This is a genomic window from Undibacterium sp. FW305-107 (genome assembly GCF_058788535.1).
Window position 1 is genome coordinate 238,025 of record NZ_JBYTAV010000002.1, and the last position, 23,673, is coordinate 261,697.

23 protein-coding genes and 1 tRNA gene are annotated in these 23,673 nt (G+C 50.5%); 19 read left to right on the forward strand and 5 right to left on the reverse strand.

Going from position 1 to position 23,673, the window contains the following annotated elements; translation table 11 throughout:
- Positions 1-105 precede the first annotated feature (105 nt).
- Positions 106-882, forward strand: coding sequence for an SDR family oxidoreductase (locus AC3WQT_RS05170; RefSeq protein WP_492702742.1), 777 nt, complete (start codon positions 106-108; stop codon positions 880-882).
- Positions 879-1,340 (forward strand): acyl-CoA thioesterase, encoded by a 462-nt coding sequence (locus AC3WQT_RS05175; protein WP_492702743.1) that lies wholly within the window; start codon positions 879-881, stop codon positions 1,338-1,340. Before AC3WQT_RS05170 ends, AC3WQT_RS05175 begins: the two co-directional genes overlap by 4 nt.
- A gap of 87 nt (positions 1,341-1,427) precedes the next feature.
- Here the strand turns inward: AC3WQT_RS05175 and AC3WQT_RS05180 are convergent, their stop codons facing one another.
- Positions 1,428-1,988 carry a LuxR C-terminal-related transcriptional regulator gene (locus AC3WQT_RS05180; protein ID WP_492702744.1) on the reverse strand — a complete coding sequence of 187 codons (561 nt, stop codon included), beginning with the start codon at positions 1,986-1,988 and terminating at the stop codon, positions 1,428-1,430.
- Between the two features lie 170 nt (positions 1,989-2,158).
- Between AC3WQT_RS05180 and AC3WQT_RS05185 the strand changes: the two genes are divergently transcribed.
- Together AC3WQT_RS05185 and AC3WQT_RS05190 are read left to right on the forward strand one after the other, a co-directional pair.
- Positions 2,159-2,860 carry a CoA transferase subunit A gene (locus tag AC3WQT_RS05185; RefSeq protein ID WP_492702745.1) on the forward strand — a complete coding sequence of 234 codons (702 nt, stop codon included), beginning with the start codon at positions 2,159-2,161 and terminating at the stop codon, positions 2,858-2,860.
- Positions 2,861-2,878: 18 nt separating this feature from the next.
- Positions 2,879-3,520 carry a CoA transferase subunit B gene (locus AC3WQT_RS05190; protein ID WP_110253950.1) on the forward strand — a complete coding sequence of 214 codons (642 nt, stop codon included), beginning with the start codon at positions 2,879-2,881 and terminating at the stop codon, positions 3,518-3,520.
- A gap of 83 nt (positions 3,521-3,603) precedes the next feature.
- On the opposite strand, the gene AC3WQT_RS05195 is transcribed toward AC3WQT_RS05190, so the two are convergent.
- Together AC3WQT_RS05195 and AC3WQT_RS05200 are read right to left on the reverse strand one after the other, a co-directional pair.
- Positions 3,604-4,128 (reverse strand): DUF3617 domain-containing protein, encoded by a 525-nt coding sequence (locus AC3WQT_RS05195; RefSeq protein WP_492702746.1) that lies wholly within the window; start codon positions 4,126-4,128, stop codon positions 3,604-3,606.
- Positions 4,129-4,229: 101 nt separating this feature from the next.
- Positions 4,230-5,024, reverse strand: coding sequence for a 3-hydroxybutyrate dehydrogenase (locus AC3WQT_RS05200; RefSeq protein WP_492702747.1), 795 nt, complete (start codon positions 5,022-5,024; stop codon positions 4,230-4,232).
- Between the two features lie 179 nt (positions 5,025-5,203).
- Here AC3WQT_RS05200 and AC3WQT_RS05205 point away from each other — a divergent pair, with 179 nt between their 5' ends.
- From AC3WQT_RS05205 to AC3WQT_RS05215, 3 genes are read left to right on the forward strand one after another with little or no spacing between them, the layout of a single operon-like run.
- On the forward strand, positions 5,204-6,067 hold the full coding sequence (locus tag AC3WQT_RS05205; protein WP_492702748.1) for an alpha/beta fold hydrolase: 864 nt from the start codon (positions 5,204-5,206) through the stop codon (positions 6,065-6,067).
- Positions 6,068-6,080: 13 nt separating this feature from the next.
- Positions 6,081-6,431 carry a RidA family protein gene (locus AC3WQT_RS05210; protein WP_492702749.1) on the forward strand — a complete coding sequence of 117 codons (351 nt, stop codon included), beginning with the start codon at positions 6,081-6,083 and terminating at the stop codon, positions 6,429-6,431.
- Positions 6,432-6,436: 5 nt separating this feature from the next.
- Entirely contained in the window at positions 6,437-8,674 is a 2,238-nt protein-coding gene (locus tag AC3WQT_RS05215; RefSeq protein ID WP_492702750.1) for a RelA/SpoT family protein, read from the forward strand.
- A 40-nt stretch (positions 8,675-8,714) separates the two neighbouring features.
- Here AC3WQT_RS05215 and AC3WQT_RS05220 read toward each other — a convergent pair whose 3' ends face one another.
- On the reverse strand, positions 8,715-9,650 hold the full coding sequence (locus tag AC3WQT_RS05220) for a cation diffusion facilitator family transporter (protein WP_492702751.1): 936 nt from the start codon (positions 9,648-9,650) through the stop codon (positions 8,715-8,717).
- A 196-nt stretch (positions 9,651-9,846) separates the two neighbouring features.
- Here AC3WQT_RS05220 and AC3WQT_RS05225 point away from each other — a divergent pair.
- The 9 genes from AC3WQT_RS05225 (at position 9,847) to AC3WQT_RS05265 (ending at position 17,905) form a co-directional block, all read left to right on the forward strand.
- Positions 9,847-9,923: transfer RNA gene (locus tag AC3WQT_RS05225), tRNA-Val, on the forward strand.
- Between the two features lie 227 nt (positions 9,924-10,150).
- Positions 10,151-12,058: a threonine--tRNA ligase gene (thrS, locus tag AC3WQT_RS05230; protein ID WP_492702752.1), complete on the forward strand. Its 1,908-nt coding sequence runs from the start codon at positions 10,151-10,153 to the stop codon at positions 12,056-12,058.
- Between the two features lie 70 nt (positions 12,059-12,128).
- Positions 12,129-12,650 carry a translation initiation factor IF-3 gene (infC, locus tag AC3WQT_RS05235; RefSeq protein ID WP_110253943.1) on the forward strand — a complete coding sequence of 174 codons (522 nt, stop codon included), beginning with the start codon at positions 12,129-12,131 and terminating at the stop codon, positions 12,648-12,650.
- A 172-nt stretch (positions 12,651-12,822) separates the two neighbouring features.
- Positions 12,823-13,020 (forward strand): 50S ribosomal protein L35, encoded by a 198-nt coding sequence (gene rpmI, locus AC3WQT_RS05240; protein WP_110253942.1) that lies wholly within the window; start codon positions 12,823-12,825, stop codon positions 13,018-13,020.
- 28 nt (positions 13,021-13,048) lie between these two features.
- Complete coding sequence (gene rplT, locus AC3WQT_RS05245; RefSeq protein WP_110253941.1) at positions 13,049-13,408, forward strand: 50S ribosomal protein L20; 360 nt, start codon at positions 13,049-13,051, stop codon at positions 13,406-13,408.
- A 140-nt stretch (positions 13,409-13,548) separates the two neighbouring features.
- On the forward strand, positions 13,549-14,565 hold the full coding sequence (gene pheS / locus AC3WQT_RS05250; RefSeq protein ID WP_492702753.1) for a phenylalanine--tRNA ligase subunit alpha: 1,017 nt from the start codon (positions 13,549-13,551) through the stop codon (positions 14,563-14,565).
- A 74-nt stretch (positions 14,566-14,639) separates the two neighbouring features.
- Positions 14,640-17,066, forward strand: a complete 2,427-nt coding sequence (pheT, locus tag AC3WQT_RS05255) for a phenylalanine--tRNA ligase subunit beta (RefSeq protein ID WP_492702754.1) — start codon at positions 14,640-14,642, stop codon at positions 17,064-17,066.
- Between the two features lie 102 nt (positions 17,067-17,168).
- Positions 17,169-17,522, forward strand: coding sequence for an integration host factor subunit alpha (locus AC3WQT_RS05260; protein ID WP_456243381.1), 354 nt, complete (start codon positions 17,169-17,171; stop codon positions 17,520-17,522).
- A gap of 8 nt (positions 17,523-17,530) precedes the next feature.
- Entirely contained in the window at positions 17,531-17,905 is a 375-nt protein-coding gene (locus AC3WQT_RS05265; RefSeq protein ID WP_162041789.1) for a MerR family transcriptional regulator, read from the forward strand.
- Positions 17,906-18,039: 134 nt separating this feature from the next.
- Here AC3WQT_RS05265 and AC3WQT_RS05270 read toward each other — a convergent pair whose 3' ends face one another.
- Complete coding sequence (locus AC3WQT_RS05270) at positions 18,040-20,031, reverse strand: methyl-accepting chemotaxis protein (protein ID WP_492702755.1); 1,992 nt, start codon at positions 20,029-20,031, stop codon at positions 18,040-18,042.
- 199 nt (positions 20,032-20,230) lie between these two features.
- Here AC3WQT_RS05270 and AC3WQT_RS05275 point away from each other — a divergent pair, with 199 nt between their 5' ends.
- Genes AC3WQT_RS05275 through AC3WQT_RS05285 form a run of 3 tightly spaced genes read left to right on the forward strand, consistent with a single transcriptional unit; the run spans position 20,231 to position 23,671 of the window.
- Positions 20,231-20,986 carry a CerR family C-terminal domain-containing protein gene (locus AC3WQT_RS05275; RefSeq protein ID WP_492702756.1) on the forward strand — a complete coding sequence of 252 codons (756 nt, stop codon included), beginning with the start codon at positions 20,231-20,233 and terminating at the stop codon, positions 20,984-20,986.
- A complete protein-coding gene (locus tag AC3WQT_RS05280; RefSeq protein WP_492702757.1) occupies positions 20,983-22,401 on the forward strand; it encodes an efflux transporter outer membrane subunit in 1,419 nt (472 codons plus the stop codon). The genes AC3WQT_RS05275 and AC3WQT_RS05280 overlap by 4 nt, the downstream gene beginning before the upstream one ends.
- Before the next feature lie 31 nt (positions 22,402-22,432).
- Positions 22,433-23,671, forward strand: a complete 1,239-nt coding sequence (locus AC3WQT_RS05285) for an efflux RND transporter periplasmic adaptor subunit (RefSeq protein WP_492702758.1) — start codon at positions 22,433-22,435, stop codon at positions 23,669-23,671.
- Positions 23,672-23,673 lie beyond the last annotated feature (2 nt).

The window sequence follows — 23,673 nt, forward strand, 5'->3', positions numbered from 1 at the left end:
AAAATCTGCAAGTAATTCAAAACCATACAACACAAGCATAATCAGTATGTCATCATAGAGTCTTATAGAATAGTGAATTTATTCCAAATATTTGCGGAGAATCAGATGGGCATAGAAGTCAATTTCGAAGGCAAGATTGCACTGGTAACCGGTGCTTCCAGTGGTCTTGGCGCGCGATTTGCCAAAATCCTGGCACAGGCAGGTGCGCAAGTCGTGCTGGCGTCGCGTCGTATAGACAGGCTCAAAGAATTGCGTGCTGAAATCGAATCTGAAGGTGGTGCCGCCCATGTGGTTGCTCTGGATGTGACGGATTACGGTAGTATCAAATCAGCGATTGCCCATGCCGAGACCGAGGCTGGCCCTATCGATATCCTGATCAATAATTCTGGTGTGTCAACCACGCAACGCTTGGTTGATGTGACGCCGGACGATTATGCCTATGTCATGGATACCAACCAGCGCGGTGCCTTCTTCGTAGCACAGGAGGCTGCCAAGCGCATGATTGCCCGCCATAAGGGCGACCCTAAAAAGCAACACCGCATCATCAATATCGCTTCAGTTGCTGGTTTGCGCGTGTTGCCACAGATAGGTATTTACTGCATGAGCAAGGCAGCGGTCGTACACATGACCAAGGCCATGGCGGTGGAGTGGGGCAAGTATGGCATCAATGTGAATGCGATTTGCCCGGGTTATATTTCCACAGAAATCAATTCAGATTATTTTGCGACCGAGGCTGGCCAGAAGTTGGTCGATGTCTTGCCAAGAAAACGTGTAGGAACACCAGAAGATCTGGACGGTTTGCTGCTTTTGCTGGCGGCGGAAGAATCACGCTTCCTCAATGGTGCCATCGTGACTGCAGATGACGGTATGAGCGTGCAATGATAGAGAATAAGGTTACGGAAAAGAAGCTGGTCTATACCGTCACCATTCCTATCCGGTGGGGCGATATGGATGCCATGGGCCATGTCAACAATACCGTATATTTTCGCTATATGGAGCAGGCGCGTATTGAGTGGCTGAGCATGATGGGTTGTCTGCCGGATGAGGCGGGCAATGGCCCGGTCATCGTCAATGCCTATTGCACCTTCAAAAAGCCTTTGAAGTATCCTGGTCAGGTGGAGGTGTGTACCTATATCGGTGCAGCGGGGCGAAGCAGTTTTGAAACCATGCAGGAGATGCGTTCCGTCGGTGACGGTTATGCCCTGTATGCAGAAGGCGGTGCCAAAGTCGTCTGGGTGTCGGCTGAGACGGGCAAATCTGAAGCCTTACCCGAAGCGATCAAGCAAAAGTTGAGTGAAATCAAAGTCGCAAAACGTAAAAGTAAAGCCGTGAAGATTTGAATTTGCGCTTGAATTTGCTTTTGAGTTTAAGCTTGCGTTAGTGAGACAAGCCAGATGCGACCTCAGGCATTTTGATGAATTGGCCGCTTAGCGCATGATGCCCAGCAGTTTGTGCACCAGTTCACTGGATGTCGCAGAATTGAACTTGCGCATGAGCTTTGCTCTGTGCATTTCCACGGTCCGTGGGCTGAGGTTAATCTGGCGCGCAATCAGCTTGCTGGTTTTGCCTTCTACCAGCAGTGCCGCGATTTCGCGTTCACGGGGTGTCAGTTCGGCAGTTACAGAGCGTTTGGCACTCAGGTCTTCAAAAGTCCAGATACCGGCGGCGTGCGGGTTGTCCTTGTTCAGGCCACGGCCTGATACGTGGCACCAGAACAATTCCTGGTTTGCCCGTTTCATGATGCGTTCATCAGAATAATAGCCCTTGGCATTCATGATGGGCGTGATGCGTGCACCGGTACGTTCAAACTCGTCAGGACTGGGGTAAAGTACCAGAAAAGACTGACCCAGCAATTCATCTTTTTGATAGCCAAACATGTTAGCCAGATCATCATTGCAGGCATGAATAATACGGTTTTGCGACACGCACATACCAACAGGTGCATGTTGAAATATGGATTCAAAATCGATAGGCTGTACGACATTCATTTCTGCGGTCCACTGACAGGTTTGTAGGAAAGGCGTATTTTTACGGTATTGCGCAGTATAACGCAGCATCATATCCTGTAAGACTAATGATTTGCATGGCTGTTCACTGTATGTTGCAAGCAGCCATTTGATAAAAGAAATATCGATTTACAACCTGGAGAGGGGACATTATGGACAAAGTTTATCCTGACGCAGTCAGTGCGCTGGCGGGCATTATCAAGGATGGTCAGACCATCGCTGTAGGCGGTTTTGGTCTGTGCGGCATTCCTGAGGCACTGATTGCTGCCTTGCGCGATTCTGGCGTCAAAGAGTTGACCGCCATTTCAAATAATGCCGGTGTTGACGGTTTTGGTCTGGGGCAGTTGTTGACGACCCGCCAGATCAAGAAAATGATTTCATCCTATGTTGGTGAAAACAAGGAGTTCGAGCGCCAATACCTGGCTGGCGAACTGGAACTGGAATTCACACCACAGGGTACACTTGCTGAAAAATTGCGTGCTGGCGGCGCTGGTATCCCGGCCTTTTTCACCAAGACTGGTGTAGGCACCATCGTTGCCGATGGCAAGGAAATTCGCGAATTCGATGGCCAAAAATATGTGATGGAACGTTCACTGGTATCTGATGTGTCCCTGGTCAAAGCCTGGAAGGCTGACAAGGCCGGTAATCTGGTCTATCGCAAAACTGCACGCAACTTCAACCCCAATGTGGCGATGGCGGGTAAGTTTACGGTGGCTGAAGTCGAGGTGCTGGTGGAAATCGGTGAGCTGGACCCGGATGAAGTCCACACACCAGGTATTTTCGTGCAGCGCATCGTCGTCAATGCCAATCCAGAAAAACGTATAGAACAGCGTACCGTACGCCCATCGAATTAAGATAGCAGGAGACAAGACATGGCATGGAATCGTGATGAAATGGCTGCACGTGCAGCACAAGAGTTGCAAGACGGCTTTTACGTTAACCTGGGCATAGGCTTACCGACCCTGGTCGCCAATCATGTGCCACAAGGCATGGAAGTCTGGCTGCAGTCAGAAAACGGTTTGCTGGGCATAGGCCCTTTCCCGACTGAAGAAGAAGTTGACCCAGACATGATCAACGCTGGCAAGCAAACGGTAACGACCTTGCCCGGTTCATCGATATTCAGCTCAGCAGACTCTTTCGCCATGATACGTGGCGGCAAGATCAATCTGGCTATCCTGGGGGCGATGCAGGTCAGTGAGCATGGCGACCTGGCTAACTGGATGATCCCCGGCAAGATGGTCAAGGGTATGGGCGGTGCGATGGATCTGGTGGCAGGGGTAGGCCGCGTCGTGGTGCTGATGGAGCACGTGGCCAAGGGCGATGCGCATAAAATCCTTAAGGCTTGCAATCTGCCATTGACAGGTGTAGGCGTGGTCAATCGCATTATTACTGATCTCGGCGTCATTGACGTTACGCCAGCAGGTTTGAAGCTAGTCGAATTGGCGACTGGTGTCAGCAAGGAAGAAATCATCGCCAAGACCGAGGCAACACTGGATGTCAGTGCTGTAGCCTGATATTTGGGCGCGGCTTAAAAACAAAGGCCGGTGCACATGCGCCGGCCTTTGTTGCTATTGAAGACAGTAAAATTCTATAGGATTTATTTCTTCTGTGGCATGGGGAAGGGTTTGGTATCACCACAGTCATTGCCCAGCCATTTACCTGTGGTTTCCATATGGTGGTTAATTGGCTTGCCACGTGAGCTACCGTTGAAGTCATAGACGGAATTCAGGCTTTCTGAGGTCATACTACCTTTGACGGTACCTGTGCCTTTCATGTCCGGGCCCTCGCAGACCATCTCAGCCGTATAAGTGTTGCCAGACCGGTTGAAGCTCTTATTTTGGCAGTGTTGCTCGCGACCACTGGCCGGTGGTTTATCCTGGTCAACCATTTCTTTGGTGAAGCAAACTTTGTGCACCATAGCGCCATTTTGCATATCAGGCATTTTGATACCCATCTGCTTCATTTTTTCCAGTTGCTCTGGCGGGATCTTGGGCATGGCCTTCATGGAATCTGACTTGGTCGTCATTTCCCACAGGCCAGGCTTCATCTTGTCAGCCGCAGCGCAAGTAGCGGCACTCAATAAAGTTACAGAAACCAGAACGATGTGCATGGTAGTTTGCATGGGTGCTCCCTATTCAAATGACTAATGAAACTATACATCTGAATTCAGGAACGCTACTAGCGAAACCAGATACTTTGTCGCATCCCTATCCTGTTTATATTTTATTGCGCTACCCAGCCACCATCCATATTCCACGCTACACCGCGAATTTGATCGGCCGCCGGGCTGCAAAAGAATACGGCAAGTGCGCCGAGTTGTTCCGGCGTCACAAATTCACCTGAGGGCTGTTTTTCCGCCAGCAAGCGTTTTTTTGCGGTTTCATTATCAACACCATCTTTTTCTGCGCGCGCATCGACCTGTTTTTGTACCAGCGGTGTTAATACCCAGCCAGGGCAGATAGCGTTGCAGGTAATGCCTGTTTGCGCGGTTTCCAGTGCCGTGGTCTTGGTAAAGCCGACCAGACCATGCTTGGCTGCCACGTAGGCAGATTTTTGTGCGGATGCAACCAGGCCGTGGACGGATGCCAGGTTAATGATGCGGCCCCAGTTTTTTTGCTTCATTTGCGGCAAGGCCAGGCGGGTAGTGTGGAAGCTGGAAGTCAGATTGATGGCAATGATGGCATCCCATTTTTCAACCGGGAAGTCTTCAATGTTAGCGACATGCTGTATGCCTGCGTTATTGACCAGGATGTCTACGCCGCCAAAAGTATTGCTGGCGAAGCTCATCATGGCTTCGATTTCAACTGCCTTGCTCATGTCAGCGTTGTGATAAGCAGTCTTCACGCCAAATTCGCTTTCCACGGCAGTTTGCAAGACCTGTATTTCTTGCCGGTCACCAAAGCCATTGAAGACGATATTTGCACCTTCAGCAGCCAGGGAGCGGGCGATGCCCAACCCTATGCCGGAAGTGGAACCTGTAACCAGTGCGGTTTTGCTTTTGAGTGAAGATGCTGACATGCTGTCTCCTGTAGTGAGTTTTGTTATGGGAATGAAAAAATAGCTACTGATATCCTTCAAGGCACGCATTTTTTGTCAAAAAAACATGCCTATCAACAGTTAACAATGATTTTAAGCGCAACGAACGGTAAAATGTCAGTCATATACGCTAGTAAAAATACTGTTCACGAGGATAATCCATGCAGGCCAGACGCAAATCAGTGCAATGTATCTCGCCTACCGGCTTGCACGCCATGTCATACAAAGAGTGGGGTGACCCGCTTAATCCCAAGGCCTTAATCTGCGTCCACGGTGTGACGCGGGTGGCTGAGGACTTTGATTCTCTGGCTGTGGCTTTGTGCGAGGAATACCGCGTGGTGTGCCCTGATGTCGTCGGGCGTGGCTATTCAGGCCGTTTGCGCAATCCCATGCACTATCAGATACCGCAATATGTCAGTGATATGGTCAGCCTGCTTGCCAGGCTGGACGCTGAAACCGTGCACTGGTTTGGCACCTCCATGGGTGGTTTGATAGGCATGAGTCTTGCGAGCTTGCCTGACAATCCCATCAAAAAGTTGATCCTGAATGATGTGGGTCCCGTGCTTAATCCGGATGCACTGGCGAGGATAGGTGATTACATAGGCCAGGATGTGCGTTTTGCCAGCTTTGATGAGGCGCAAGCCTATATCAAGGCCATTTCGATCTCCTTTGGTCCGCATAGTCCGGCGCAGTGGGAAAAACTGGCGCGGGATGTTTTGCGTCAAAATGAACAAGGGCAATGGGTGCGACACTATGACCTTGGCCTAGCGCAGCCTATCAAGGCCAGTACGCCAGAATTGGCGGCAATTGCCCAGACCATGTTGTGGGCAGCGTATGATGCGATACAGTGTCCGACCTTGCTGGTACGTGGGGCAGAATCAGATTTGCTGACCGCTGAATCAGCACAAGCGATGACGCAGCGTGGTCCGCGTGCACGGCTGGTGGAGTTTGCCGGTGTGGGGCATGCTCCAACTTTTGTTCAGCCTGAGCAGATCGCTGTGGCTGTTGATTTTTTATTGAACTAAAATTAAGAAAAAAATGAGTATCCAAAGATTTCACGTAGGTCCGCGTTTGTCCGAAACCGCCATTTTTAATAAAGTTGTTTATTTGGCTGGCCAAATTCCTGACGACGCCAGCCAGGATATTGCAGGGCAAACAGCGCAAGTGCTGGCCCATATCGACCGCTTGCTGGCTGAAGCCGGGAGTGACAAGACGCGCATACTTAGTTGCCAGATATTTTTGTCTGACATCAGCCTCATCAGTGGTATGAATCAGGTATGGGATGCCTGGGTTGCTCAGGGTAATACGCCACCGCGTGCAACGGTAGAAGCTAAATTGGCCAATCCGGCCTGGCTCATAGAGGTTGTTGTAACAGCTGCACAGATATAGATCATATGGTATCAATCTCGACTACAGCAACAGAAGCGGCTTTGCTTGAAGGCTTGTCCGAAGCCGATGCCGAGCGCGTCATCGCGGCGCTGGAATACGTTACCCCCTTATATGCGAACAAGTGCGTCATCACAGAGCAAAATGCCCTGCAGTTTGTCAATGGCGTGGTGGCGACGCTGGCCATGTTGCGTACCGATGTTGATACCCGTATTGCTGCCATTCTGTTTGAATTACCAGAATTGAATCCGATCGCAGCGGAGCAGATAGAAATACGTTTTGGTAAGGAAATCGCAGATCTGGTCACAGGCATACGCCGTCTGATGAAGTTGCGTGAAGCTGCCTTGACGCAACACGATGTAGGCCGTGGTAAAGACGCTGCTGAAAAAGCCGCCAACCAGATGGAAACCCTGCGCAAGATGGTGTTGGCCATGGCCACCGACATGCGTGTGGTGCTGGTGCGTCTGGCATCCCGGGTGACCACCTTGCGTTATTTTGCAGAATGCAAACGCGAAGATGGTGCAGCCCAGCAATATGCCAGTGAAACCATGGACTTGTATGCGCCGCTGGCAAACCGCCTGGGTGTCTGGCAGCTTAAATGGGAATTGGAAGACCTGTCCTTCCGTTTTCTCGAGCCACAACAATACAAGCGCATTGCCAAGATGCTCGAAGAAAAGCGCCTGGAACGCGAGAGCTTTGTCGTCAATGCCATAGACAGGCTGAACAAGGAATTGCAGATAGCAGGCGTCAAGGCTGAGGTATCCGGGCGCCCCAAGCATATCTACAGTATCTGGAAAAAAATGAAGGGCAAGTCAGTCAACTTTGATGAGTTGTATGACGTGCGTGCTTTCCGTGTCATCGTCGATGACATCAAGGATTGCTACACCGTCCTGGGTCTGGTTCACAATGCCTGGACACCGATACCCAAAGAGTTTGACGATTATATTTCCCGCCCCAAGCCGAATGGCTATAAATCATTACATACGGTTGTGGTGGTAGAAGATGGCAGGCCGCTCGAAGTGCAGATACGCACGCGTGAAATGCATCAGTTTGCAGAATATGGCGTGGCGGCGCACTGGCGCTATAAAGAGTCGGGTGGGTCAAACTTTTCAGCGCAGGAATATGATGAAAAAATTGCCTGGCTCAGGCAATTGCTGGCATGGAAAACCGATGTCACCGATGTCGTCGTCGAACAAGAAGAGTTGCAACGTGAATGGGTAGAAAAGCTCAAGGCCGCCAGCCTTGATGACAGAATTTATGTGCTGACCCCGCAAGCCCGTGTCATAGAGCTGCCTTGCAATTCCACTCCTGTGGATTTTGCCTATCACCTGCATACTGATGTTGGCCATCGCTGCCGTGGTGCGCGGGTCGATAATGTCATGGTGCCGCTGAATACACCTTTGCAAAATGGCCAGACGGTAGAGATTATCACTCTCAAGGTCGGCTCTTCTCAGGCTGGCCCGTCGCGCGACTGGCTCTCACCAGATTACTCAGCCAGCACCCGCACACGTACTAAAATCCGTGCCTGGTTCAATGCAATTGACCAGGAAGAAACTCTGTCAAATGGCCGCGCCCTGGTAGAGAAAACCTTGCAGCGCGAAGGCAAGACCGCAGTCAATCTTGAAGAACTGGCCCGCAAACTGGGTTTTGCTGATGTCAATGATCTCTTCCTCTCTGTTGGTAAAGATGAGTTCAGCCTCAGGCAAATAGAAACAGTTTTGCGTGAAAATGTTGTGGAAGTTGAGCCAGATGAAGTCAATTTCACCAATAAAAGCCGGGCATCCAGCGTTACACAAGGTGCCAAATCCGGTGTGCTGGTAGTAGGCACTGAAGGTTTGATGACACAACTCGCACGCTGCTGCAAACCAGCACCACCTGATGACATCGTCGGCTTTGTCACACGCGGCAAGGGGGTTTCGATTCACCGTCTGAGTTGCAAAAATTTTGCAGAAATGCGCAATAAAGCGCCAGAGCGGGTGATACAAACCACCTGGGGGGATCACGGCAAGGATACGGTTTATCCCGTGGATATCTTTGTGCTGGCGCAGGACAGGCAGGGTTTGCTGCGTGATATTTCTGAAGTATTTTCCCGCGAAAAAATCAATGTGATAGGCGTCAATACCCAGAGTGCAAAGTCACAGGCGCGTATGTCGTTTACTGTGGAGATAGGTGGCACTACGCAATTGCAAAAAGCACTGACTGTGCTGCATGAAGTCAGTGGCGTGCTGGAAGTGCGCAGGAATTAAATTGTTTGCACGGGATGATATTTCATCCCGTGTTCATATTTTAATCCTGATATTCTTCACTCTCTGCGACTTCCGCTTGCAGCGTAATATGGTCAATCTTGTGCTTGCTGAGCAGCATGGCCTTGACACTTTCCAGTATGCGAGGCCAGGCACTTAGGTCTTCGATTTCCAGGTGGCCGATCAGGGCAGGGTAGCCGGGTGACATTTCCCATACATGCAAATCGTGTACAGACAGTACGCCATTGATGTCTTCCAGGTCGGTGCCGATTTGTACGTAGTCTATATGATGGGGCACACCTTCCATCAGGAAGTGGTAGGACTCCTTTAAGACCGAGAATGTGGATTTCAAAATCAGCAGCGAAACAAAAATCGATAGCAATGGATCGATTTGCATCCAGCCAGTTTTGTAAATGACGGCGCCAGAAATAATCGCGGCGATGGAACCCAGTAAATCCCCCATGACGTGAACCAGGGCAGCCTTGGTATTCACGCTTTCCTTATCATGTGACAGTACCCAGGCAACCACGATATTAATCGCCAGCCCTATACCAGCCACCAGCATGACGGTTCCGCCTTGCACAGTTTCTGGTGCAGAAAATCTTTGTATCGCTTCTTTGCATATCCATGCAATCACACACAGCATGGCCAGGCCATTTACAAAAGCTGCCAATGCCTCGGCCCGGCCAAAACCAAAAGAATTTTTTGCCGTAGGTGGGCGCTTGGCAATGATTTGCGCCAACAAAGCCAGGCCCAGTGCCGCAGCATCAGTCACCATGTGCCCTGCGTCAGAGATCAGTGCCAGGGAATTTGATATAAATCCAAATGCGACTTCGACTGCGGCAAAACTCAGGGTCAGGCCCAGTGCCCACGCGAGGATTTTTTGACTACGATTTTCGAAATAATGCCTGTGCTGTGCATCACCACGCCGGTGGTCGTGCAGATGATCGCTGTTCTGGTGAGGGGTGTGATAGGTCATGAAGAATAGGCTGCTTGATAAACATGTGATTAGTGTAGCCGAAGGCGTGTCTGTATATACTATGCGGATGGAAATCCCCTGCATTGAAATTGCGTTGCAGAAACAAGGAAATACCAGGCTCATGGGAGGGCATGGAAATATTTTGCCCGAAGGGACTAGCAATTTTCTCAAAGTCTCTGCTATACTCTTGTTTCTTAGGCGCGTAGCTCAGCTGGTTAGAGCACTACCTTGACATGGTAGGGGTCGTTGGTTCGAGTCCAATCGTGCCTACCAAAGATTTTAAAATTATTAAAACATTATATTAAGAGCGAGAAAGGCATCCCTGGTTATGACACCGCGAACTACCACTAAACTGGTTTGGGAGCGACTCTAGTCGAGGATACTTTTCGTTTGAAACAAACTGAAAAAGCACGGCTAGCCGTGCTTTTTTTTCGTCTGCGTTTTTTAGACTCATCTTTTATCTCAATTATTTTTGTATTTTTTCCGCTTTGGAGAGTGACATGGTTTCAGTAAAACTTCCTGATGGTTCGCAACGACAATTCGATGCGCCGGTAACGGTGGCGCAAGTTGCTGCCAGCATCGGTGCTGGCCTGGCAAAAGCTGCTCTGGCTGGCCGCGTCAATGGCAAGTTGGTCGATACCTCGCATCTGATTGATGCTGATGCAGATCTGGCCATCGTCACTGACAAGGATGCTGATGGCCTGGAAGTGATACGTCACTCTACTGCTCACTTGCTGGCTTATGCTGTCAAGGAGTTGTATCCAGATGCGCAAGTCACTATTGGTCCAGTCATCGAGAATGGTTTTTACTATGACTTTTCCTACAAGCGTCCATTCACACCGGATGATCTGGTGGCGATAGAAAAGAAAATGGCTGAGCTGGCGAAAAAAGACGAGCCAGTTACACGCAAGGTGTTGCCACGTGATGAGGCTGTTGCCTACTTCAAATCCATAGGCGAAGCCTATAAGGCAGAGATCATAGAATCGATTCCTGCTGACCAGGATGTGTCGCTGTACACAGAAGGTAATTTCACTGACTTGTGCCGTGGCCCTCACGTGCCATCGACAGGCAAGCTGAAAGTATTCAAGCTCATGAAGCTGGCCGGTGCCTACTGGCGTGGTGACTCCAAAAACGAGATGCTGCAACGTGTCTACGGTACTGCTTTTGCCAAGAAAGAAGATCAGGAGGCTTATCTGCACATGCTGGAAGAGGCGGAAAAGCGCGATCACCGCAAACTCGGCAAGGCACTGGACTTGTTCCACTTCCAGGATGAGGCGCCTGGCCTGGTGTTTTGGCATGCCAAGGGCTGGACTATCTGGCAGCAAGTAGAGCAATACATGCGCAAGGTCTATCAGGACTGCGGCTATCAAGAGGTTAAGGGCCCGCAGATTCTGGATAAAAGCCTGTGGGGCAAGACTGGTCACTGGGAGAACTATAAAGACAATATGTTTGTCACTGAATCCGAGAGCCGTGAATATGCCTTGAAGCCGATGAATTGCCCTGGTCATGTGCAGATTTTCAATTCTGGCATGAAGAGCTATCGTGATCTGCCTTTGCGTTTTGGCGAATTCGGTCAATGCCATCGTAATGAACCTTCTGGTGCACTGCACGGCATCATGCGTGTGCGTGGTTTTACCCAGGATGATGGTCATATTTTCTGTACTGAAGAGCAAATTCAGGATGAGGTAATGGCTTTCCATCCGCAAGCGATGAAGGTGTATGAAGACTTTGGTTTTGACAAGATATTCATCAAGCTGGCCTTGCGCCCTGAAAACCGCATCGGTAGCGACGAAATCTGGGATAAGGCAGAAGCTACTCTGCGTACTGCACTGAGTTCCTGTGGCGTTGAATGGGAAGAGTTGCCGGGCGAGGGCGCTTTTTACGGTCCTAAAATTGAATATCACCTGAAAGACAGTCTGGGCCGCCCATGGCAGGTTGGTACCATGCAAGTCGACTTCTTCATGCCAGGCCGCCTGGGGGCGGAATATGTCGCAGATGACAACAGCCGCAAAGTGCCTATCATGCTGCATCGTGCGATTGTTGGCTCGATGGAGCGTTTCATCGGTATCTTGATAGAAAATCATGCTGCTGCCTTGCCTTTGTGGCTGGCACCAGTGCAGGTTTCTGTCCTGAATATCTCGGAATCGCAGGCGGAGTATTCACAATCTGTTGCAGAAATCCTGAAGAAACAAGGGTTTAGGGTAAATACTGATTTGCGTAATGAGAAAATTACCTATAAAATACGCGAGCATTCCATTCAAAAACTGCCATATATCCTCGTGATAGGCGATAAAGAGAGGGATGCCAATACAGTGGCTGTGCGTACGCGTGGCAATCTGGATCTGGGGGTAATGCCTCTGGACGCCTTTATAGCTCGTTTGAAAAACGAAGTTGAAACCAAGGTTTAACAGATTAGCAGCGACCCTGTTTTAAACAGGGCTGCATAGCCTTTTATTATTATTTTCGAAGGAAACTGCAATAGCTACTGACAAGTCACATCGCATCAACGGTGAAATTACAGCGCCAGAAGTGCGCTTATCCGGCGTTGAGAACGAGCCCTTGGGCATCGTAAAACTGGGTGAAGCCTTCCGTTTAGCGGAAGAAGCCAATGTTGATTTGGTGGAAATAGCGCCGACGGCGCAGCCGCCAGTTTGCCGTTTGATGGACTACGGCAAGTTCAAATACCAGGAGCAAAAGAAAGCTCACGAAGCCAAGCTGAAGCAAAAAGTCATTCTGGTCAAGGAAGTCAAATTCCGTCCGGGCACTGATGATGGTGATTACAATATCAAATTGCGTAATCTGACCAAGTTCCTGGATGATGGCGACAAGACTAAAATCACACTGCGTTTCCGTGGTCGTGAAATGGCGCATCAGGAAATCGGCATGCGTATGTTGGAGCGTTTGAAGGCTGATCTGGAACCGTATGGCCAGGTCGAGCAGTTTCCAAAGATGGAAGGTCGTCAGATGATCATGATTCTGGCACCTAAGAAAAAGAAATAAGTTTTTGCTTGTTTCTGGTTAGAGTTTGTGAGGCACGCATCAGCGCGCATTACGAAAGACCCACTCTTAAGGTGGGTCACAATAAGTGAGAAGTAGGCATCCAAGAGTAGCGATTGTTGCTGCCACCTACCATCATATAAAAGTGGAGCTGTCTTAAAAGACAGATAGTACTATGCCAAAAATGAAGACGAAAAGCAGCGCCAAGAAGCGCTTCCGCGTCCGTCCAGGTGGTACCGTTAAACGCGGTCAAGCTTTCAAACGTCACATCCTGACCAAGAAAACTACCAAGAACAAACGTCAATTGCGCGGTTCCGTAGGTGTTCATGACACCAATATGGTATCCGTAATGCGCATGATGCCAACCGCTTAACCTCATACTCATTATTTAAGGAGTTATTATGCCTAGAGTAAAACGTGGGGTTACAGCTCGTGCCCGTCATAAGAAAGTTCTCAACCTTGCTAAAGGTTACCGTGGTCGTCGTAGTAAGGTATTCCGTATTGCCAAGCAAGCAGTTATGCGCGCTGGTCAATATGCATACCGCGATCGCCGCAACAAGAAACGTGTATTCCGCGCTTTGTGGATCACACGTATCAATGCAGCGGCTCGCCAGCATGGCCTGACTTACAGCGTGTTTATGAACGGCCTGAAAAAAGCCGCAATTGAACTCGACCGTAAAGTACTGGCTGACATGGCTGTGACTGACAAACCAGCATTCGCTGCGATTGTTAATCAAGTCAAAGCTAACCTGGCTGCTTAATCACATTAGTGATCGCAATCAGTGAGTCGTAGTGACTGGTGAAAACCAGTTGCAAATATCAAGCGGGGCAGAGGTTGAATCCTATGCCCCGTTTTGTTTTCAGATCATTATTTCAGCTTCACAGTAAGCGGGAACAAGGCATGAACCCTTTAGATCAAATCGTCAGCCAGGCACGTGCTGATTTTCTGGCAGCAAATGATGCTGCAGCATTAGAGAACGCGAAAGCGCTTTACCTTGGTAAGAGTGGTCAGATTACAGAACAGATGAAAAGTCTGGGTAAATTGCCACCAGAGGAGAAAAAAATACAAGGTGCAGTGATCAATGCCGCCAAAGTACAGATAGAAGAAGCCCTGACTGAAAGACGCGATGCCCTGGCGAATGCGCAAATGCAGGCGCGCCTGAATGCAGAAGCGATCGATGTCAGCTTGCCTGGCCGTGGCCGTGGTGTTGGTGGTATCCACCCCGTCATGCGTACCTGGCAGCGTGTTGAAGAAATCTTCCGTTCCATCGGTTTTGACGTGGCAGACGGCCCCGAAATCGAAACGGACTGGACCAATTTTACCGCGCTCAATAGTCCTGAAAACCACCCTGCACGTTCCATGCAGGACACCTTTTATGTCGATGGCAAAGATAGCCAGGGTAAACAATTATTGCTGCGTACCCATACCAGCCCCATGCAGGTGCGTTATGCACGCATGAACAAACCGCCGATCAAGGTCATTGCACCTGGCCGTACTTATCGCGTCGATAGCGATGCCACGCACTCCCCGATGTTCCATCAGGTTGAGGGCTTGTGGATTGCTGAAGACATCAGCTTTGCTGACCTTAAAGGCGTGTACCTGAATTTCGTCAAAGCCTTCTTTGAGACTGACGATCTGCAAGTGCGCTTCCGTCCATCGTATTTCCCGTTCACTGAACCATCTGCCGAGATCGATATCGCCTTTGGCAGTGGCCCTTTGAAAGGCCGCTGGCTGGAAGTGTCTGGCTCTGGTCAGGTACATCCTAGCGTGGTACGTAACATGGGACTGGACCCGGAAAAATACATAGGCTTCGCCTTTGGTTCCGGTCTTGAGCGCCTGACCATGCTGCGCTATGGCGTCAATGATCTGCGCCTGTTCTACGAAGGCGATTTGCGCTTCCTGAAGCAATTCAACTAAAAGAATTACACAGCGCATCCCTGAATTTTTGAGCGGCGCATCGCGCCCTGCATCCAACATTAGACGGCTGAATTATGCAATTTTCTGAAAACTGGCTACGTACCATGGTCGATCCGAAGATGACTTCGGATGAGTTGTCCCATCTGCTCACCATGTCGGGATTGGAAGTCGAAGAGGTGGAGCCGGTTGCTCCTCCATTTAATAATGTCGTCGTCGCGGAAATCCGCGAAATCGCCAAGCATCCTGATGCTGACAAGCTCAATGTCTGTCAGGTTGATGTAGGCACCGGCAGCTTGCTTAACATAGTCTGCGGCGCACCGAATGTACGTGTAGGCATGAAAGTGCCTTGCGCCATGGTGGGCGCCATCCTGCCTCCTGGTGCAGATGGCAAGCCATTTGAAATCAAGATAGGCAAACTGCGCGGCGTTGAATCCTACGGCATGCTGTGCTCCGCCCGCGAATTGAAATTGTCGGAAGACCATGGTGGTTTGATGGACTTGCCATCTGATGCACCAGTCGGCCAGAACTTCCGTGATTACTATCAACTCAATGACCTGAAATTCACCATCAAGCTGACGCCGAACAAGGCAGATTGCCTGTCGGTACTCGGCGTGGCACGTGAAGTATCTGCTCTGACTGGCACAGCCATGCAATTGCCAGAGGTAGCCGTGCTGCCAGTGACTTTGCAAGAAACCCTGCCTGTTAAAGTCAGTGCGCCTGACCTGTGCGGTCGTTTTGCCGGCCGTGTTATCCGTGGCGTCAACGCCCGTGCGGCAACGCCAGAATGGATGAAGCAAAGACTGGAACGCAGTGGTCAGCGTCCTATTTCTGCACTGGTGGATATTTCCAACTATGTCATGCTGGAACTTGGCCGTCCTTCCCACGTGTTTGACCTGGACAAGATCCACGGTGGCCTGGAAGTGCGCTGGGGTAAGGCAGGTGAATCGCTGAAGCTCCTGAATGGCAATACCGTTGAGGTAGATGACTGGGTTGGTGTCATTTCTGATGATAAAGAAATCGAATCCCTGGCCGGTATCATGGGTGGCGATTCCACATCTGTGACGCTGGATACGCAAAACATTTATCTGGAAGCCGCTTTCTGGTGGCCGCAAGCGATACAGGGCCGTGCCCGTCGCTTCAATTTCTCTACCGATGCAGCGCATCGCTTTGAGCGTGGCGTGGACTTTGCATCCATCGTTGAACATATAGAGCGTATCAGTGCCCTGATCGTCGAAATTTGTGGTGGTAACGAGCAAGTCAAGCTGGGTCCGGTGGATGACCAGATCGTGAATCTGCCACAACGTCTGCCAGTCAAGCTGCGTACAGCGCGCGCTGTCAAAGTTATCGGCGTAGCGCTGGATGATGCCAGGATTGCTGATATTTTCACACGCCTGGGTTTGCAGTTCACCCAGCAACCAGGTGAGTTCCTGGTGACACCGCCATCTTATCGCTTCGATATAGAAATTGAAGAAGATCTGATCGAAGAAGTAGCGCGTGTTTATGGTTTTGAAAATATTCCGGCACTGCCGCCAGTAGCTGCCAATGCCATGCTGATCGCACCAGAAAATCAGCGTTCGCTGTTTGCTGTGCGTCGCCTCGTGGCTGACCAGGATTATCAAGAAGTCGTGAATTACAGCTTCGTAGAAGAGGCATGGGAAAAAGATTTTGCTGGTAATGATGCGCCAGTCAAATTGCTCAATCCTATTGCCAGCCAGATGAGCGTCATGCGTACCAGCATGATAGGCAGCCTGGTGGCGAATACCCGTTATAACCTGAACCGCAAACTGAACCGCGTACGCATTTTTGAAATCGGTGCAGTGTATTTGCAAGATGCCAGTGTGCAGGATGGTCCGCTGGAAGTGGCTGGTTACAATCAGCCCAAGCGTTTGGCCGCACTGGCCTATGGCCCGGTAGCAGAAGAGCAGTGGGGGCAGGATACCCGCAATGTCGATTTCTTTGATATCAAGGCTGATCTGGAAGCGCTGTTTGCACCTGGCTCTTTGCGTTTCGTCAAAAATGAGCACGTCGCCCTGCATCCTGGCCGTAGTGCAAGCATAGAATTTGATGGTAAAGTGATCGGCTTTATTGGCGAATTGCACCCGCGCCTGCAGCAAAAATATGACCTGCCTTTAGCACCAGTGGTATTTGAAGTTGATGTGACAGCCTTGCAACAAGTGCAGGTGCCCTCATATCAGGAAATATCCAAGTTCCAGGCAGTCACCCGCGATTTGGCGCTAGTTGTCAAACAGACAGTTGTAGTGCAAAATCTGCTGGATGTTTTCAAACAGGAAACGCAGCAAAACGAAGCGTGTAAAATCGTGCAAGGCTTTGTTTTGTTTGATGAATATCGTGGAAAAGGTCTGGAAGCAGATGAGAAAAGTCTTGCTTTCCGCTTTAGCTTGCAAGATACTCAAAGTACGCTGCAAGACGATAAAGTGGAGGCTGCCATGCAAGCCCTGGTACAAGCTGCGAGTCAGCAATTTGCTGCCAAACTGCGTTGATCTTGTCTGTAATTGTTAGTATTAATTGAGAAGAGTTTCGAAATGAATGATGTGATTTCCGCTGAGTTCCAGTCGGTGCTGGATGCTGATTTGAATCGCGCAATGCAAGAAGCCAGGGCGCGATCACAGGCGGAAAAGGAATTACCAACCTTAACCAAGGCAGAGTTGGCCGAGCTCTTGTTTGAACATGTAGGTTTAAACAAGCGCGAAGCCAAGGACATGGTAGAAACTTTTTTTGATGAAATCCGTGATGCACTGGAAAGGGGCGAGGCCGTCAAGTTGTCCGGCTTTGGCAATTTCCAGTTGCGTGACAAGCCGCAACGTCCTGGTCGCAATCCTAAAACCGGTGAAGAAATTCCTATTACTGCACGTCGTGTCGTTACTTTCCATGCCAGCCAGAAACTCAAAGGCATGGTCGACGATGTCGGTAATCAACCTCTTGCCCATGCTGCCTGATATTTTCCATGACTGAAATCAAGATTGAGTCTTTTGTACTGCCGCCCATCCCGGCCAAGCGGTATTTTACGATAGGCGAAGTTGGTGAATTGTGTGGCGTCAAACCGCATGTCCTGCGTTATTGGGAGCAGGAATTTACCCAGCTCAAGCCAGTCAAGCGTCGCGGTAACCGTCGTTATTATCAGCATCATGAAGTGTTGCTGATACGCCGTATCCGCGAATTATTATATGAGCAGGGTTTTACCATCAATGGCGCAAGAAATAAACTTAACGTCAATGGCGGTCATGCGGAGTCAGCATCCAATGAGCCAGTTGAAGAACCGGTGAATTTGCATCAGATCAGGGATGAATTGCAATCCATACTGGGTTTGTTGAAGGTTTGAATAAAATCTGAGGCATCAAACAACTGTGCTGGCAACTGCACAAACAACTGCAACACCAAAAAAAGCCACCAGCGTATTTGCCCGGTGGTTTTTTTCATGATTGCGAGATGCCGACTGATTGTTGCCGGCTCACTTTATGCCGCCAGTTTTTTCTTCTCTGGCGCAGTTAGTGTAAAACGGTCGTCTGAGTTGCTGGCGAGATGCAGGCGTTGCGCTTCTGCGACAACTACTGCCTGGGTTTTGAATACGCTCACTGCGGCACCCAGAGAAGCTGCCTGTTCTTCCAGTTTGGCAGTGGATGCACTCGCCATTTCAACCAGACGGGTATTGTCTTGCGTGATTTGATCAATATCACCTATCGCCTGATTTACGTCAGAAATTCCCACGCTTTGTTCCTGGCTGGCTTTGGCAATCTGCTTGATGAGCTCGGTGACCACTTCCACATTGTCGGCAATATTGCGCATAGTCTGGCCAGCTGTATTAATCATTTTGCTGCCAGCTTCCACGGCCTGGCCAGACGAGGCGATCAGGCCTTTAATCTCTTTGGCTGCATTGGCGCTGCGTTGTGCCAGATTGCGCACCTCTGCTGCCACTACGGCAAAGCCACGGCCCTCCTGGCCAGCCCTGGCAGCCTCAACGGCAGCATTCAAGGCCAATATATTGGTCTGGAAGGCGATGCCATCCATAACGCCGATGATCTCGGTAATTTTTCTGGAGCTTGCGCTGACGGTTTGCATGGACAGGATACTGCTCTCCATGACTTCCAGACCTTGCTGCACACGTTCAGCTGAGCTATGCATGAGGCTGTTCGCCTGTGCAAGATTGCCTGCGTTTTCAGCAATGGTGGCAGTCAGTTCATCAATTGCTGTGGCTGTCTGTTGCAAGGAAGTTGCCTGGCTTTCTGTGCGGCTGGCCAGGTCAGTGTTTTCATCGTGAATTTCCCTGGCGATGACATCTACGGTTTGCGCACTCAGACGTATATTGGCAACCAGGTTACTCAGTTCCACATTCATCCTGCCGACAGCATTGATCAACTGTGCCAGTTCATCTTTGCCACGGCTGCTGACGCGGTTTTGTAAATTGCCTGCGGCAGTTTCTGCTATCGCTTTTGTCAATGTGTTGAGATCCAAGGTCAATGCCTGATAAATGGCCACCAGAAGATAGCTGGCCATCAGCAAGAGCAAGATAATGCCTGCAGACATTTGCCAGGCACGCTGATTGGCCTTGTCTAGTTCATTGGCAAGATTGTTGGCGATAAGGCTGGCGATCGCCATTTTGGTCGTGGCGAGTTTGTTCAAATTATCTGTGCCTGCTTGCAGGAATGCTTCACCGCTACTTTGATTGACCGATGCCAGCACTTCATCTTGTGAGCGCTCCAGGAATTTTTTTGCCTCAGCAATGCTGGCTTGCATGTTGGTATTTGCTAAAGCGTATTCTTTGCCAGGTGCGCCCAGGTTTTGCATGTTCAATGCCAGCCCGGACAGATCGAGCTTTGCCAGCATATGCAGGGAGTTAAGCATCACATCTTCACCGGCTTCGAATAAGCCGGTGTCAATATAAGCAGCTCCGCGACCAGCGATGATGGATAACTTCTCTTCTATCTGCGGTAGGGTGTTGATATAAATGTTGACGAGCTGATGGGTTTTTAAGTCGCTATCCAGGGCCAGTTTTGAACTATTGGCAATTTCCGCAATCTCAAGTTCCAGCGAATTTGACAGCTTGGTATATTCAATAAAACTTTCTGCTGACTTGAGCTGATTTTCTCTTGCCAGCAGGGTAGCCCATAGATTTTTGACCGGACTGGTCTGATCGGTTTGTTTAAGTAATGCGTCTATCTTGCCCTGATTTTCTGTGATGCTGCTTGTCAGTTGCTTGTTGCCAAGCAGGCGCATGTGTTGCAAGGCACGCTGCTTTTGTATCAACAGACGTATCTCATTTTTTATCGCGATACTTTTGATGGCGGTTTGCTTTGCCTGGGTTTGCAATACATCTTCCCGCAGGTTTTGAAATAGCAAGGCCAGTACGACAAGCAAGGGGATTGCAAAGGCAAGGGCGACAAAACTGAGTTTGTGGGAAATTTTAAAATTGCCTAGCAGGCGGATAGCAGGGGAGGTAAGCAGGGTCATTTTGAGATGCCAAATGAGTTTGTGAAAGCGGGTAAGGCGAAGCCTAAACGGACAATGTGACTATGCAGTGACAGCAGGCAACATCCTTATGATTCGCAAGGATTTGTCTATCTGGTTTGGATTGCGATTTGCTAATGACGTTTGCTTTGCTGTGGAATAGTTAAATCAAACGTTTGATTTATGTGCTAGTATGCACCGCATGAAAACATCCAGCCAGAAAAAAGCCGTAGCGCGGCACACTCAGCCAGATAGCCAGGTAGCTACACCCGACGGAAAAATATTGCGTATCGATGGTATTGAGGCGCGTACACGCCTGCTGGACACGGCCTTGATATTATTTGCAGAAAAAGGTTTTGCCAAAACCTCGATACGTGAAATTGCCAAGGCAGCCAATGTCAATATTTCTGCCATCAGTTACTATTTTTCTGATAAGGCAGGTTTGTACCGTGCGGTGTTCAATGACCCGCGCACCAATCCAAATGTCGATCCTGAGATATTTGAAGCGGATGTTGCAGACTTGCGTACTATTTTGTTGAAACTGATCTGCACCTTTACGGATTCGCTGAAGCAGGGCGAAATCATCGAGACTTGCATGAAGCTGCATTTTCGTGAAATGCTGGAACCCACAGGCCTGTGGATGGAAGAAATTGACACCGTCATCAAGCCCTCGCACCAGGGGTTTGTCAGGCTCTTGTGCCGTTATCTTGGCATCACCAAGGCAGATGATGATGTGCACAGGCTGGCGATTTCGATTACTGGCCTGGCCATTTCGCTGTTGATCAGCGGTGACGTGATACAGGCGACCAGGCCAGCATTGATCGCCAAACCCAAGGCAATTGATGCCTATGCTTCCCGCCTGGTGGACTATGCCATCGCCATGTGCGAAGACGAAAAGCGGCGCCGGCTGGTAGCAAACTCTGACACTGATAAACCAACTTCTTCGACAGCGATATGACTATACGACGTTTTATTCTTATGCCTGCCATTGCCGCCTTGCTGGCAGCATGTTCGACCACAAGCCCTCTGACATCCAGTACCGGTAGTGTGCCTGCGCAATGGCAGGCGATATTGCCCGCCGCAGAAAAAAATACTGAATTGCATAATTGGTGGCAAGCCAATGGCGATGCCAGTTTGCTGGAATTGATAGAGTCTGCCCAAAAGGTCAGCCCTAACATTGCGCAAGCCTGGTCACGCATAGAAACAGCCAGGGCAGCGAGAGTTGCCAGTGGCGCTGCACTCTTGCCCTCACTGGATGCGGTTGCCAATGCGACCCGGGCAAAAAACCAGCCTGGTGTACCAGTCGCCACCACATCGCAGGCAGGTTTGCAGACAGCATGGGAAATTGATGTATTTGGCGCAAACCGCGCTGCGAACCAGGCTGCCCAGGCAGAACTGGAAGGTACGCAAGCGCTTTGGCATGATGCCAGGATATCGGTGGCGGCGGAAGTGGCGCAGCTGTATTTCTCTGTCATCAGTTGCCAGCAAACTGCTGACCTGACCTGGCAAGATGCCAAGTCACGCGCAGAAACTGCCAGGTTGACTGAACTCAGCACCCAGGCTGGTATGTCTTCCAGTGCGACATCCGCATTGGCACGCGCCAGCGCTGCTGAAGGTAATAGCCGTGCCATACAACAGGCAGCATTATGTGATCTGGATGTCAAAGCCCTGGTCGCACTTACCGCCAAGCCAGAACCAGAACTCAGGCAACTGTTGACAATTGCCCAGGCCAGTTTCAAAAACCTGCTGCCTTTGGCTGTCACCTCATTACCCGCACAATTGCTGGGGCAAAGACCAGACGTGTATGCAGCAGAGAAAGAAGTGGCGACCGCCAGTGCCCAGGTTGGTGCAGCGGAGGCGCGACGTTATCCCCGTCTGACACTCAGTGGTTCCATAGGCACCATGCGCTATGACGTTGCTGGCAGTACGACCAGGATGGATACCTGGTCTGTCGGCCCACTGGCATTGACGCTGCCCATATTCAATGGCGGCCAGACTACGGCCAATATTGAAGCAGCCAAAGCACGTTACCTGAATGCCAGCAGCAATTATCACGGCAAGGTCAGGCAAGCGGTGCGCGAGGTGGAGGAGGCACTGGTCAACCTGAATAGCACGGATGCACGCCGTCTTGATTCTGAAATCTCTGCAAAGGGCTACGATCAGGCTTTGCAGGCAACTGCCCAGCGTTACAGCAAGGGCATGGCCAGCTTGCTGGAACTGGAAGATACGCGACGCACCGCATTTGCTTCCCAGTCTGCCCTGATCGCATTGCAGCTCGAAAGAAACCGTGCCTGGATCGCACTATACCGTGCCTTGGGCGGCGGTTGGGACCTGAATGCGCAAGCTGCTGCCCAGCCCCAGACAAATTCCTGAATTTAAAAATTAAACAGAAAGCGTATCAGACATGATGAAACTCATTTCACGCAAACCATTATCCCTGAGCCTGGCTGGCATGATTGCCGTAGGCGCAGGTGGCATCTGGCTGTCGGCGACATCCAATGCTGCTGATGAACCTGCCAAGGCAGCCAGTGCCTCGGCACCTGCCGCCAAGGTCAAGCCCGCCCTGACTGTCACTACGACCAAAGCCAGCAGCGGCAATCTTGTCATCAAACTGGCTGCTAATGGCAGTGTCGCAGCATGGCAAGAGGCCTTGATAGGTTCAGAAGCAACTGGCCTGCGCATACAGGAGTTGCATGCCAATATCGGTGATGTGGTGCAGCGTGGGCAGTTACTGGTCAGTTTTGCCAGTGAAACCGTGAAAGCCGATCTGGCGCTGGCACAAGCCAGTCTGGCCGAAGCGCAGGCTAATCTGGCTGACGCCGCCGCCAATGCTGAACGCACCCGCGCTCTGCAAACCAGCGGTGCACTCAGTGCCCAGCAAGTCGGTCAATACCTGACGGCAGAACAAACTGCCAAGGCCAGAGTTGAATCGGCCAAGGCAAGTGTAGAAGCCCAGCAATTACGTATGCGCCATACCCGCGTTCTTGCCCCCGACAGCGGTATCATTACTGCACGTGCGGCTACCCTGGGTTCTGTCGTTGGTAATGGCGCAGAATTGTTCCGCATGATACGTCAGGGCCGCCTGGAATGGCGTGCTGAAGTAACGGCTAGTGAAATGGCAAAAATAGTGCCCGGTACTGAAGCCATTGTTACCGCACCAGGCGGCACGCAATGGAAGGGCAAGGTCAGGGTGGTGTCGCCAACAGTAGATGCACAAACCAGGATGGGCCTGGTGTATGTTGATCTGGTGCCAGATACAGCTAATGTTGCCAAACCACAGACAGCCACAGCCTCACTGGCATTCAAGCCGGGCATGTATGCCAAGGGCGAATTCGTGATGGGTAGCTCTCAGGCCCTGACCATACCTCAGCAGGCAGTGGTGGTCAGGGATGGTTTCAGCTATGCCTTCCGTCTTAATGCTGATGGCCGTGTTACGCAGATCAAAGTGCAGACCGGGCGTCGCGTTTCCAATGCACAAGGCGACCTGGTGGAAGTGGTCTCTGGTTTGAACGCTGACAGTACTATTGTTTCCAGCGGCGCAGGCTTTCTCAATGATGGCGATACGGTAAAAGTTGTGGCCGCAACCAAGCCTGCCAATGCTGCTGCAGCCAGCGCAGCCACAGTAGCTGCTGCAAAAAATTAAGG